This is a genomic window from uncultured Sphingomonas sp., from assembly GCF_913777625.1.
Classification (GTDB): domain Bacteria; phylum Pseudomonadota; class Alphaproteobacteria; order Sphingomonadales; family Sphingomonadaceae; genus Sphingomonas.
In genome coordinates this window covers 264335-276804 of record NZ_CAJYTI010000010.1, presented here as the reverse complement: position 1 = coordinate 276804, position 12470 = coordinate 264335, and the positions used below count along the sequence as shown (strand labels likewise).

Here is a 12470-nt window from a genome sequence, read left to right as displayed (position 1 = left end):
ACCCGATTGTACGGTGATGCAAGGTCGCTAGGCCGCGGCGCCTCCTTCTGGTACGTCCGCGGCCGGGGTGCGGTCCCCTTCTTCGTGCGGGGCCGCGGTTAGTACAGGGAGGTTTCAGTACGATGATCAAGCAGTTGCTCGGCGCCGCCGGGGCGATGGCACTGTGCGTGGGCGCGGCGCCCGCGCTCGCCCAGAGCAAGCCGACCAAGACGCAGCGGAGCCAGGACCAGGCGGTGCAGGACGTGCCGCACTGCGCGCGCAAGCTCGGCACCCTTTCGATCGTCGATGGCGACGATCCCCGCGGCTGGACGCAATATTCGCTGGCGCCGCCGCAGAAGCTGCTCAAGGTGCTGGTGCAGCGCTCGGGCTGCTTCAATCTCGTCGATCGCGGCTCGGGGCTGCAGGCGGCGGAGAAGGAGCGCAACATCGGCGGCAATCTGGGCCTGCAGCGCGGCTCGAATGTCGGTCAGGGCCAGATCAAGGCGGCGGACTATGTGCTGGTTGCCGAGGTGCAGGCGTCCAATCGCAACGCGGCGGGCAGCGGCGTGGCCGGTGCCGCCGGCGGCGTGATCGGCGGCCCGATCGGCGGCCTTCTCGGCGGCATCAAGTCGCGCAAGATGGAGGCGAACACCGTCCTCTCGCTCACCAATGTCCGCACGACCGAGACGATCGCGACGCAGGACGGCTATGCTTCCAAGAACAGCGTCTCCTGGGGCGCAGGCGGTGGTGTCGGCTTCCTTGGCGGCGGCGTCGGCGCAGTCGGCGGCGGCTATGACAATACCGATATCGGTCGCGTCGTGACGCTCGCCTTCATCGACGCCTATTCGAAGATGGTCACCGAACTCGGTCTGGTCCGTCCGGGCGACGCCGGCACGGCGCAGGCGGCGCCCACCAAGACGTTCACCGCCCAGGCACCCGTGGCACTGCGCTCGGCGCCGAATGCGACCGGCAAGGTGCTCCGCACGCTCGCACCGGGCGCGATCGTCTACCCGACCGGCAACAAGGACGGCCTGTGGTGGGAAGTCGCCGACGAGAACGACAATGTCGGCTGGGTGCTGAACACCAAGCTCGCGCCGTCGAACTGATCGGACGATACCAACCAGAAGGGCCGCCGCGGAGGGATCCGCGACGGCCCTTTTCTTTTGGCTGCCGCACCTCTCCGAGGACAGGTGCGGCTGGCCGGTCTTACTTGAACTTGCCGCTCAGCGAGACGCCGAACACCCGCGGCTCGTTGAGCACGGCGGCGCGGTAGTTCTCGATCACGCCCTTCAGGTTCTTCTCGGCGGTGATGTTGCGGACGAAGCCGGCGATTTCCCACGCGTTGTTCGGCGCAGTGTAGCCGATCTTCAGGCCACCCTCGAAGTTGCCGTTCGAGGTGAACTCCTTCGTCTCGTAGAGCACGAAGTTGGTATAGCCTTGGACGTTCCAGTCCGTGGAGATGAACACGCGGCCATCGTTCGAGAACGGGATGTCGTAGCGCGCGGCGACGTTGAAGTTATATTCCGGCGCGTTCGGCAGCGGATTGCCGTCGATCTTCGCCAGGAACACCGATCCCTGCTTGCGCAGCGGATCGAGCACGGTGCAGGTGACCGCCCCGGCAAAGGCGCAGACCTGGGCCTCGACATTCTTGTCGTCGATCTCGCTGTGCAGCAGGCTGAGGCCCATCTGCATCGAGAAGTTGCGCGACGGGCGCCAGTCCAACTCGGCCTCGGCGCCGTACGCCTTGGCCTTCTTCGCGTTGAGCAGCACGCCGTTGCCATTGGCATCGTTGCCGTTCAGCTGGATGTCGTCGAGCGTGTAGTAGAAGCCCGACAGGTTGAAGCGCACGGTGCGATCCAGCTGCGTCTTGATGCCGGCTTCCCACGACAGGATCTTTTCCGAATTCGCGGTGGTGAAGTCGGAGTTGAACACCGCCGAACGGCCCTGGATCGTCGGACCGCGGAAGCCCTTGGCGACGCGGGCATAGACGCTGACGTCCGGGTTGAACTCATAGCGCGCGCTCACGTCCCAGCTGGGCTGGGTGTCGGACAGGCGAACGTGGCGACGTCCGGTATAGGTGACGACACCGGCCGCGGTGTCGGCGGTCTTCAGCAGGTCGGTGGTCTTGGTGTCCTGCGTCACGCGCGCGCCGGCGGTAAGCGTCAGCTTCGGCGCGATCTCATAGCTCGCCTGGCCGAACACCGCCCAGCTGGTGTTCATGTTGTGCAGCCGCACCCAGTTGTTCGGGTTGTTGGCGGTGCCGCTCAGGAAATAGGCGCGCTGGTAGAAATCGGTGATGTCGCGCGAATCGAAATAGAGGCCGCCGAACTGCCACTTGAGCGGGCCGGCAGCGTTGCTGGCGAGGCGCACTTCCTGGGTCCACTGGTCGAGGCCCTTCACGCGGCCCATCGATTCGCCGAAGCCCGCATTGCCGAAATCGGCAGCCGCGCCGCCATCGGTGTCGCCGCGGCTGCGGCCCGACAGCGTCTCGTAGCCGGTGATCGAAGTGAGCGTAACGCCGCCCAGCGTCCAGTTGAGGTGGAGCGAGCCACCGGCGGTGTTGTACTTCTGCGGGTTATCCGCGCCTTCGTCCCAACGCGCACTGGTGAACTGCACGTTGTTGATCACGTTCGAGCCAAGGTTCAGCGCGCCGCGACGGAACACGGTGGCGGTGCCGTCATACCAGCGGGCATGGCCCGAGGCGAGGATCGACAGGTTCTCGTTCGGCGTCGCGAGCAGCTGCAGGCGCACGTCGCGCTCGTTGAAGCCGCCGGCGGCGTTCTTGCGGCCGACGCGGGTGCCGTCGGCGCTCGGGCCGGTGTAGCTGTTGTCGATATAGTCGTCGCGGTGCTGGTAGAGCCCCGAGATCCGGAAGGCGAGCTTGTCCTGGATGATCGGACCGCCGACGCCGGCATCGACGTTCACGCTGTTATAGCTGCCATAGCTGGCGGTGCCGCGACCCTCGAACTGTTGGGTGGGGCGGATCGAATCGAACTTGATGATGCCGGCAGTGGTGTTGCGGCCGAACAGCGAGCCCTGCGGGCCGCGCAGCACTTCGATCTGGTTGACGTCGAACACCGGGTTCGACTTCATCACGACATGCTCGAGGACGATGTCGTCCTGGATGATCGAGACAGGCTGCGACGCGCCGAGGTAGAAGTCGACGTTGCCGAGGCCGCGAATGTAGAAGCGCGGGAAGATGCGGCCGGTCGAGGATTCGACGTACAGACCCGGCACCTTGCCCGAGAGGGCGAGCAGCGTGTCGTCGCCGCTGGCGGTGTAGTCGCGCGCCTGGGCGGCCGGCAGCACGGCGACCGAGAGCGGCACTTCCTGCTGGTTCTCCGGGCGACGCTCGGCGGTGACGACGATCTCGGCGAGACCGTCCTTGTCATTGGCGGCAGTGGCGGCGCTGTCCTGCGCAAAGGCCGACGGGCACGCGAACAGCGCGCCCATGGCGGCGCCGATCATCAGGCTGCGCTTGTCGCGCATGAGGTTCAACATGGTGGTTTCCCCGAAAGAGTTTTTGATCGTTTTTGTGTGAACGGCACGCGACGAAGCAGCGCGACCAAGGTCCCGCTGCACAGCGACGTGGCTGGTGGATCCCCCCGATGCCGTCGCGGTCGCGCTAGGCCCGGATTGTGAACTTCCTGTGACGAAATCTCGGCGGGTTATCGCAGCCGCGCCCGATCAGACCTGGGCAGCAAATGCCTGAATTGCCGCCATCGCCGATGCATAGCGCGCCTCGCCTTCGCCCCGCACCCGGGCCCAGCGCACGCCGCGGCGCTCCAGTTCCGCGCGCGACAAATCGAAGAAGCGCCGACGGGCCTCCGCAGTCCCGAAGAGCCGCGTGCCGTCCGCGACCCAAGGCAGGTCGATGTCGAACAGCAGGTAGAGGTCGGCGGTGTTGTCCCACGCGTCGAACCACGGATCGCGGGTGCCGAACAGCATATCCGCCCACACGGCCGTCATCAGCGGATCCGTATCGAGGATCAGCGGTGCCGCAGCGGTCGCCGCCATCATCTGCGTGCCGGCGTCGTGCGTCTTGGCGATTTCCACCAAGTCGCGCATCGAGAAGTCCGTGCCGCGCGTCTCGGCATATTCGCGGCCATATTCGTCGAGCACCGTCCCGCCCAGGGCTGCCGCCAGCCGCGGGGCGATGGTTGTCTTGCCGGTGCTTTCCGGGCCGTGGAGGCATATGGTGCGGGGAGTCATGCGCGGGCCTTGTTCCAGTCGATCGCCCCCCACACCGAAAGCGCGAGGAAAATACAATATAGGCCGGCGGTCAGCCAAAGCCCCTTCACCAGGAACAAGGGGATGGCGAGCAGGTCCACCGCGATCCACAAGGGCCAGCATTCCCAGGCGCGCCGTGACTGCAGGATCTGCGCGACGATGCTCAGCACCGCGATGGTACCGTCCCACCACGGATAGGCCGCATCGGTCGCGCGGTGCATCAGCGCGCCCCAGCCCAGCGCCGCGAGGGCGGCTGCGATGCCCCAGCCGAACCGTGCACGGGCGCCGAGCACCGTGACCGGCACCTCGCCTTCTGCCCGCTGCGCGCGCCGCCAGTTCCACCAGCCATAGCCGTTGACCGCGAAGTAGAAGCCCTGGAGCAGCGCGTCGCTGTACAGCCGCGCCTGGAGGAAAATCCACGCGTAGAGCGTGACCATCGCCAGCGCGAACGGGTAGTTCCACAGGCTGCGGCGCACGACGAGCGCGACATTGGCGAGACCCAGCAGGGTAGCGACGGCTTCGATTGGCGACACGGGAACCGTCTGTATCGGCCGCGCATGCGAGGGTCGAGCGCGCTGCGCTGGGGCATTGCAGAAAAAATGCATGCAATCGTCTTTTTGCTGCAACGAAGCGCTTGACGGCTCGGCCAACCCACCCTTATAGGCGCGCCTCCAAGCTCAAGCCGGTCTGCTCCCGAAAGCATCGTAGACCGGACTCCGTCGGGGAGTAGCTCAGCCTGGTAGAGCACTGTCTTCGGGAGGCAGGGGCCGGAGGTTCGAATCCTCTCTCCCCGACCACTTTCTAGTTATGGACGAGAAGCCGCGGTTTTCCGCGGCTTCTCCCATATCCTCGCCCCACCGCAGCGCCTCTACGCCATCCGGTTCCGTTGAAGACGCCGTCTCACGCCGGTCAGCCCGGCTGGTAGCCCAGCCGATCCGAAATCCGGGCGGTGGCGGCGCGCAGCTTCTCGCGCGCGGCGTCCAGGTCCATCACCTGCGAACCGTCGATCAGCTCGAGGAAGGGGATGGTGAGCGCCGCGATCACCCTGCGATCGAAGCCGAAGATCGGATAGCTGATGTCGGTTACGCCGAAGGTGACCGGGCTCTTGCGCGCGTCATGCCCCTGCCGCCGCACTGCTTCCAGCCGCTCGGCAAGCCAGCCGCGATCGACGGTCTCGCCGCGCTCCTCCTCGGCGCCGCGCACCATGCGTTCGGCCAGCTTGTCGCCCGAAAAGGCCAGCAGCACCTGGCCCGAACAACTCCGCACGAGATCGATCTGCGCGCCCACCTTGAGCGCGAACCCCCGGCTCGCCGGCGATTCCTCGCGCGCGACTACCAGCCCGTGCCCATGGCTGGGCACGACGAGATGGCAGGATTGCACCGTATCCCGCGCCAGCATCTGCATTTCGGGCAGCGCGGCGCGCACCAGGTCCTGCGATGGCGTGGCGCGCAGCGCGACATCGAGCAGCTTGTAGGCGACCGCATAGCGATCGGTAACCTCCGAGCGTCGCAGATAGCCGAGCTGCTCCATCACCACGACGATTCGAAACAGTTCGCCGACCGATCGACCGAGATCGGCCGCCATCTCGCTGACCAACGCCCCCTCCGAGCGGCCGGCAAGCAGTTCGATGATTTCAAAGGCCTTTTCGATCGCGGGTGCGGAATAGGTCTTCTTGCCCCCCTCGCGCGCCATGGTATCTCCCCGTCGGTTGCCACCCTCCCTCGCCCGAAAGCGCGATCCATGCAACCGGGCGCCAACATCCAGCTGGCGAGGACGGGCCCCGCACCGGCCGCGCTTGTCGGTCAGGACGACCGGCAGCCACGCGGCGGATGCGGGACCGCGTCGCTTAGAACTGCACGCGGCCGCCAAGCGAGAACACGAAGGCGCGGGCATTGCGCAGCTGGCCCTGGGTCAGGATCGTCGATCCCGCTGCGATCGTCGGCCGGTCGATCGGCGCATTGGCGAAGTCGACATAATTGGCCGCTGCATCGAGAACGATGTTCTTCGTGATCGAATAGGAACCGCCGGCACCGAAGTTCCAGCGGTTCGAGTCCGGCACGCGCGCGTCGCGGCCGCCGTCCTGGGTGGGGGTCGTTGCCCGCTGCACGCCGGCGCGCACCGTCAACGCCGGCGAGACCATGTAATCGACGCCGCCGGCATAGCTCCAGCTCTCGCGATAATTCTCCGGGAGCGCGGCATTGACCGGTGCGCCGAGACGGATCGCGTCGAACTTGTCCCAGTTGTAATGGACGATCTGGCCGTTGAGCGTCAGACGATCGGTCGCCTTCCAGCGCACGCCGGCGATTTCCTGTGCGGGGGTGTAGAAATCCGCCTCGACGTTCGACAGCGACAGGTTGTTCGGCGCGAGCGGCCCGACCAGCCCGCTGACGGTGAGGCTGCCCTTCAGCTTGTGGCGGATCGCCGACTTGTAGCTGAAGCCCGCGGTCACCCGGTCGCTGTGCATCTGGAAGCCGGCGCTCCACCCCACATCCCAGCCGTCACCCTTCAGCGTCTGCTGGCCATCGGGCAGGCTCGCCAGCACGTTGGGGAGCGCGTTGCCGAGCCGGGCATCGGTATATTCGACATTGGCGCCCGCACCGACACGCAACCAGTCGGTGACCGACACCGCGATCGACGGCTGGATGTCGACCGTGCGCAGCCGCGTCGTGGCGGCGCTGTAGCGGGCCCAGCTGCTCGCCGGATATTCGGTGGTGAAGCTGTACGGTGACGTTACCGCCAGCCCGATCGCCACCCGGTGACCCAGCGGCACCGCGATCGCGCCCGAGGGCAGCACCCCGTTGTTGATCGGGTTGCGGGTGGTGCTGTCGCCGCCTACCGGGGCGAAGGGCTGGCCGCCCGGGCGACGGATCAGCGTGCCGGTGTCGACGACTTCGCCGCGCGGCAAAATGGCCGCCACGTTGAGGTTCGCCTCGATCCGCTCGGCATCGGCGATTGCCGCCGGGTTCCACCACAATGAGGCGGCACCGGTATCGGCGACTTCGCCGGAAAAGGCACGACCGGCGCCGCGCGCCGACTGTTCCTGCAGATAGAAGGCCTGGGCATGGGCGGCGCCCGAAAAGCCGACACTGGCCGCCAGCGATGAGCCGGCGGCGAGGAGGAGATGCATCTTTTTCATGGTTTTTCTCACGCTACTGGGGTTCGCGAAAGCGGTTCTCGCTTCGCTCAGCGAACCCGGGTCCAGGTCTGGGTACGGCAGAAGGGCTTGAAGACGCAGCCGCGCAGCTTGAGCTGATCGGGGCCGGCCATGGTGATGTCGGCACTATAGGTCTTGCCGTCTTCGGCGTTGTAGATCTTGCCGCCGCTCCAGTTGACGCCGTCGGCGGTGAAGCCGCTGAGGATCTGCAGGCCCTTCAGCGGGCGGTTCCGCAGTTGCGCGTTCGAATTATGGGTATCGCGGGTGTCCGGATTGGTGCGAAGCGCATCCGAGGTCAGGATCCGCCCGCAGATCGAGGAACCGCAGCGCTGGATCTCGACGATCGCGTTGCGCGTTTGGGTTTTCCACCGACCCTCGACACCCTCTCCGGCTTGCGGTGCTGCTACCAGCATCGCGACAAGCAAACTCATCCACATACTTGTTTTTCCATTGTCTCATGTTCCCGTCGCAGATTCACCGCAACGAGGACAGACAAGGCGTATGTTTACGCTCCAGCCTCTCCTGGGCTGGAACCATACCCATTCCTCAAAGTTCCGCAATGCCGGGTATGTTTCCGCAAATTTCAGGCAAGCCGGTGGCGGCGGGCGATCCTGCGGGCGGTTTCGATGGGAGCAGCGAAGGAGGTGCCGGTGCCGGTCACCGCGCGGCCGTCCGCCAATGCGGTCGGCACGTCGACGCCGCGCTGCCACACATAGGTATAGCCCTGGATTTCCGGGTCGGGCCGGTTGGTGCCGGCCCAGGGCCTGCCGCCCGCATCGAGCGCGCCGACCAGCACGGCGTTAGGGAAGCCCTGCCGGGCCATGGCGAGGTTGCCGGGATGCGCAAGGCCATTGTTGCCGGCGGCAAGCACCACCACAATCCCGGCGGCCGCGGCATCGTGCACGGCAGCGGTGATCGCCGGATCGTCGGCCAGCGCCAGCGAGATGTTGATCGCATCCACCTTCAGCGCGGTCGCCTTGCGGATCGCCGCGACGATCGGGGCAGCACTAGGCTGGCAGGGCGGGTTGGCGCCGGGGCGGCAGCCCGCCGGATCGTCGATCCGCAGCGAGACGATCGCCACCTGCCCGGCTGCCGCACGCGCAAGGATGGTCGCGACCATCGTGCCATGGTCGTAGCGCGGGCGGAAGGCGGGGCGGCCGGGCCCTGCCATGTCATATTCGGCGATCAGCTTGCCGCGGAGCTCGGGGGTCTCGGCGACCCCGCTGTCGATGATCGCCACGCGCGGCACGGCGGCCGGCGAACTTCCCGCAACCGCTGCGAACAGCGCCATTCCCAGCAAGGGCATGCCCCGTCTCCGCTCACCCCGATAAACCCTCGGATACGCTAGAGAAAATCGGTTAACAAGTTCTTCAACTGCGCTCAGTGGTTGCAGGGAGGCGGAACCGATGCCACCGCGCTGGAATCAAGCGAGCAGGAGGAGACCATGTCCAAGGCGACCCGCGCGACGCGGATGCTGGAAACCGCGAAGATCGAGTTCACGGTGCACAGCTATGCCTATGATCCCGATGCCGACGCGATCGGTCTGCAAGCCGCCGAAGCACTCGGCGAGCCGCCCGCGCGCGTGCTCAAGACGCTGATGGCGAAGGTGGATGGCAAGCCCGTTCTCGCCATCCTGCCCTCGGACCGGCAGGTGGCGATGAAGAAGCTCGCCGCCGCGCTGGGCGGCAAATCGGCCGAAATGATGAAGCCGGTGGATGCCGAGCGGCTTTCGGGGTACAAGGTCGGCGGCATCAGCCCCTTCGGCCAGATTCGGGTGCTGCCCGCCGTGATCGAAGAAACCGCTGTCAGCGAGCCCTATGTCTTTCTGAACGGCGGACAACGCGGGTTGCAGCTACGGCTGGCACCCGGCGATGCGGCGCAGCTGCTCAAGGCAACGGTAACCGCTATCATCGCCTGAGCGTCAGAGCGGCTGGGCGTGGCGGGCCGCGTCGCGCAGCAGCTCGATGACATGTTCGAGCAGCGACGGCCGCCCCTTGGGGCCCTGCACTACCGTCGCATAGACATAGGCATGGACCTTGGCGCGCAGCCGGGCCTCGGCGCGAAGCCGCATCCAGTCGCCCGGCAGACCACGTCCCAACCCCGCGGTGATCGGCAAGCCGTTGGCGGCGCCGCGCACCAGCCCGGTCAGCGCCGCACCACCGGCGGCAGCCCAGTCACCGAGCTCCTCCATCATGTCGCGCATCAGGTTCGCATCGACCGGCAGCGGCTGCCATTGGAGATGGTGGAAGGCGATCGGCTGAAGCGCGCGGTCTGCCTCCTCGATCACCCGCCGTGCCAGCGGATCGGCGACCTGCCGCACCACCGGCGCGATCCGGGCGGCGACGAAGCGGGTCTGCTCGATCAGCCCGTCCTGCCAATCGGCCTGCGACAGATCGGCATCGAAGCTCTCGACCAGGTCGGCGGCGGCCTGCTGCAGCACCGCGCGCGCCATCGCGACATGCACGTCGCGCCAGCGGCGGATCTCGCCGCGGCCGAACAGGCGCATCAGCACCAAGGGAAACGCTCCGCGATCATGCGCCGGACCAGACCAGAAACAGCGCCCAAGCTCAACCGTTTCACCGCGCGCCGAACGCCGGCACGCCGGGAGGCACCGCGGCATTGCGCCAGCGCTCGACCGGCACCGTCTCCACCCGGCCCTCCTTGGTTCGCCGCCGCTGGATCAGCGTCGCTTCCTGCTGCGTGGTGCCGCCGATCCGTGCGCGGGTGCGCACCCAGAAGGTGCTGGAGCGGAAGGAGCAGCCCCAGGGCAAGGTCACATGCTGGTCGTTCAGGTCCTTGAGCGTCAGGAAGCCCTGCCGCGCCCGCACCTGCACCAGCCGGCTGGCGACCAGCGGATCCTTGAACAGGATGGCCATCAACGCAGGCTCGGCGGCGTTGAGGTTGATCGTCGTGTCGCCCGGCAGCGCCGTCACCACCTGCTCCAGCTGGTCGGCGACCTTGGGGTCGATGCCGGCCAGCCGCAACGGGCGCAGATCGGTGACCGGGCCCCGCTGCCGCACATATTCGATCGCCGCCACCACCTGTTCGGGCGGCATCTGGATCTGGTTGGCGATTTCCTGGAGCAGCACCACGGCGCCCGCCTCGCCGGTGCGCACCGCGTTGATGTTGAAGCGCCCCTCGGCATCGCCGATCGCCAGATCGAAGACACCCCCCTCGATCGGCGCAGCGTTGACCGCGATTTTGGCCCAGGCTTCGCCGGCATGATCGACGTCGCCGGCCGTCTCGCCGTCACGGCGCAGCGCCACCAGCGCGGAGAGCTCGCCGCCGCGCACGATCGCCTGCGCCCGCGCCGCCTCGCGCATCCTGAGACCGCGATCGAGCGCCAGTTCCTCGCGGTCGATCATCAGCAGCACGAGACCGCTGGCGATCGCGACGAACAGCAGCACGTTGACCAGGATCATGCCCTGCTCGTCGTCGCGGGGGCCGCGCGGGGGGGTCATTGTACCGTCTGGTCCCGGGCGCGGGCGGGCAAGGTCACCACGCGGTGCAGGATCACCGGTGCACCGCCGGGCCCTGCAGCCTGCACGTCGAGCGCTATTGCACGGGGCCAGCGCGCCTTGGCTTCGTCGCTGCCATCCACCGGCCAGTGATCGATCCAGCCGCCATCCCAGAAGCGCCACCGGGCGGTGAAGACGCCCGGCAGCAGCAGTTGCGGCGCCGGCGCCACGCGGACCAGCATGCCGCCGGCCACTGCGTAGCGCACCGGCGTGGCAAGCCCGCCGCTACCAGGTGCGCTGCGGGTGAAGGACAGGCGGTTACCGCGCCCCTCGATCGGGCCGCTGGCGATCTGGTCCAGATCGCTGGACAGCACGAACATCGTCCGCTGGAGCGCAGCGAGCCGATCGAGCCGCGCCTCGGTGCGCCCGTTCACCCGCAGGATTCCGTCGACCAGCGCCAGCCCCGCGACCGCGATCAGCGCGAACAGCCCCAGCGAGATCATCAGTTCGATCAGCGTGAAGCCGGAGTCGCCGGCTTCGGGGCGGTGGTTCACGAGCCCGAACTCACCGCCACGCTGACATAGCCGTCGCGCGAGGCGACCACGATCGCGAAGTCCCGCGCCACCGATCCGTCGGTACGGAAGCGCACCGGCCCGGTGACGCCGTGGAAGCCCTTGGCATCGACCAGCCCGTTCATGTTGAGCGCATTGGCCTCGCGCAGCGTGTTGGCGACGCCGGCGGCGTCATAGGCGAGCGCGGTGATCGTACCGGGGTCGCCGCCATTCTTGGCTGCGAAAGCCTGGGCGAAGGACGCGAAGGCGCCGGGATCGGGGCAGGCCAGCCACGCGCCGTCGAGCGCCTGGAGCGAGTCCGGCCGGTTATCGAGCCCCTGCAGCGTGCCCAGCAGTTGCACCCCGCTGCCCTTCAGCGCGCGGGCGGCGGCGAGCACCCCTTCCCCGCTGCCCGGCAGCAGCACCGCATCGGGCGCGTCGCCGGCCTGGGGCAAGGGTTCGCCCGGCTTCACCTGCAGGACGCGCAGGGTGATGCCGATCTCGCCTTCCATCCGCCCCGCGGCCAGGCTGGCGGCGGCGCACCAGGGCGAGCCGTCGTCGATCATCACCACCGATCGCACCCCCCGGGTACGGGCGTAGCGCAGGATCGCACTGGTCACCTGCGCGGCGGTGATCCCGAAGATCCACACGCCCGGCTGGCGCAGCACCGAATCGTTGCTGAACGCGATCACCGGCACACGACTGGCCACCGTGCTGCCCACGGCGGGCACTTCGGCCGCGCTGAGCGGCCCCAGGATCAGCGCGGGGTGCTGGCGCAGCGCCTCGCCCGCCGCCCGTGCCGCGCCTTCGGCGGTACCGCCGGTATCGAACCCCAGCACGAACGCGGCGTTTTCCGCGAGCAAGGCCGCCTGCCGCATGCTACGGCCAAGCTCCGCGCGCGGTCCCGTGAGCGGGAGCAACAGGGCGATGGGGCGCTTGTCCTTCTTCTCGCCCGCCCATGCGTTGGAGGAAAGCGATGCCGCGGACAGGACGAGGCCCGAGGGCAGCAGCCGCAGCAGGGACCGACGGTCCATTGCAAACTCCGGATTCAGCGAGGGAAGCACGCCGGCGTCTTACCGTCTTCGCCGGGCTGGGCAT

At 67.6% G+C, this 12470-nt stretch carries 13 protein-coding genes and 1 tRNA gene; 3 read left to right on the top strand and 11 right to left on the bottom strand.

All coding sequences use genetic code 11. From position 1 onward, the window contains the following. Nucleotides 1-122: 122 nt before the first annotated feature. Nucleotides 123-1085, top strand: coding sequence for a CsgG/HfaB family protein (locus QZ814_RS06400; protein WP_294330300.1), 963 nt, complete (start codon nucleotides 123-125; stop codon nucleotides 1083-1085). 100 nt (nucleotides 1086-1185) lie between these two features. Here the strand turns inward: QZ814_RS06400 and QZ814_RS06395 are convergent, their stop codons facing one another. The 3 genes from QZ814_RS06395 to pnuC all read right to left on the bottom strand — a co-directional run bounded on the left by QZ814_RS06395 (nucleotide 1186) and on the right by pnuC (nucleotide 4742). Continuing rightward, nucleotides 1186-3480, bottom strand: a complete 2295-nt coding sequence (locus QZ814_RS06395; RefSeq protein ID WP_294330299.1) for a TonB-dependent receptor — start codon at nucleotides 3478-3480, stop codon at nucleotides 1186-1188. 186 nt (nucleotides 3481-3666) lie between these two features. Further along, the gene (locus QZ814_RS06390) at nucleotides 3667-4191 is read right to left on the bottom strand and encodes an ATP-binding protein (protein WP_294330298.1); all 525 of its coding nucleotides are present in this window, start codon (nucleotides 4189-4191) and stop codon (nucleotides 3667-3669) included. Further along, nucleotides 4188-4742 carry a nicotinamide riboside transporter PnuC gene (gene pnuC, locus QZ814_RS06385; protein WP_294330297.1) on the bottom strand — a complete coding sequence of 185 codons (555 nt, stop codon included), beginning with the start codon at nucleotides 4740-4742 and terminating at the stop codon, nucleotides 4188-4190. Before pnuC ends, QZ814_RS06390 begins: the two co-directional genes overlap by 4 nt. A gap of 187 nt (nucleotides 4743-4929) precedes the next feature. Between pnuC and QZ814_RS06380 the strand changes: the two genes are divergently transcribed. After that, a tRNA-Pro gene (locus tag QZ814_RS06380) sits at nucleotides 4930-5006 on the top strand. A gap of 112 nt (nucleotides 5007-5118) precedes the next feature. On the opposite strand, the gene QZ814_RS06375 is transcribed toward QZ814_RS06380, so the two are convergent. The 4 genes from QZ814_RS06375 to QZ814_RS06360 form a co-directional block, all read right to left on the bottom strand. Further along, complete coding sequence (locus QZ814_RS06375) at nucleotides 5119-5901, bottom strand: IclR family transcriptional regulator (RefSeq protein ID WP_294330296.1); 783 nt, start codon at nucleotides 5899-5901, stop codon at nucleotides 5119-5121. A 154-nt stretch (nucleotides 5902-6055) separates the two neighbouring features. Beyond that, a complete protein-coding gene (locus QZ814_RS06370) occupies nucleotides 6056-7336 on the bottom strand; it encodes an outer membrane protein transport protein (protein ID WP_294330493.1) in 1281 nt (426 codons plus the stop codon). Nucleotides 7337-7392: 56 nt separating this feature from the next. Further along, nucleotides 7393-7794 (bottom strand): DUF2147 domain-containing protein, encoded by a 402-nt coding sequence (locus QZ814_RS06365; RefSeq protein WP_294330295.1) that lies wholly within the window; start codon nucleotides 7792-7794, stop codon nucleotides 7393-7395. Nucleotides 7795-7946: 152 nt separating this feature from the next. Next, nucleotides 7947-8669 carry a S8/S53 family peptidase gene (locus QZ814_RS06360; RefSeq protein ID WP_294330294.1) on the bottom strand — a complete coding sequence of 241 codons (723 nt, stop codon included), beginning with the start codon at nucleotides 8667-8669 and terminating at the stop codon, nucleotides 7947-7949. 138 nt (nucleotides 8670-8807) lie between these two features. Here QZ814_RS06360 and ybaK point away from each other — a divergent pair, with 138 nt between their 5' ends. Then, the gene (ybaK, locus tag QZ814_RS06355) at nucleotides 8808-9281 is read left to right on the top strand and encodes a Cys-tRNA(Pro) deacylase (RefSeq protein ID WP_294330293.1); all 474 of its coding nucleotides are present in this window, start codon (nucleotides 8808-8810) and stop codon (nucleotides 9279-9281) included. 3 nt (nucleotides 9282-9284) lie between these two features. On the opposite strand, the gene QZ814_RS06350 is transcribed toward ybaK, so the two are convergent. The 4 genes from QZ814_RS06350 to QZ814_RS06335 all read right to left on the bottom strand — a co-directional run bounded on the left by QZ814_RS06350 (nucleotide 9285) and on the right by QZ814_RS06335 (nucleotide 12406). Beyond that, nucleotides 9285-9869: a hypothetical protein gene (locus QZ814_RS06350; RefSeq protein WP_294330492.1), complete on the bottom strand. Its 585-nt coding sequence runs from the start codon at nucleotides 9867-9869 to the stop codon at nucleotides 9285-9287. Nucleotides 9870-9939: 70 nt separating this feature from the next. After that, nucleotides 9940-10824 (bottom strand): type II secretion system protein GspK, encoded by an 885-nt coding sequence (locus QZ814_RS06345; RefSeq protein ID WP_294330292.1) that lies wholly within the window; start codon nucleotides 10822-10824, stop codon nucleotides 9940-9942. Beyond that, a complete protein-coding gene (locus QZ814_RS06340; RefSeq protein WP_294330291.1) occupies nucleotides 10821-11375 on the bottom strand; it encodes a prepilin-type N-terminal cleavage/methylation domain-containing protein in 555 nt (184 codons plus the stop codon). The genes QZ814_RS06345 and QZ814_RS06340 overlap by 4 nt, the downstream gene beginning before the upstream one ends. Continuing rightward, complete coding sequence (locus QZ814_RS06335; RefSeq protein WP_294330290.1) at nucleotides 11372-12406, bottom strand: ABC transporter substrate-binding protein; 1035 nt, start codon at nucleotides 12404-12406, stop codon at nucleotides 11372-11374. The genes QZ814_RS06340 and QZ814_RS06335 overlap by 4 nt, the downstream gene beginning before the upstream one ends. Nucleotides 12407-12470 lie beyond the last annotated feature (64 nt).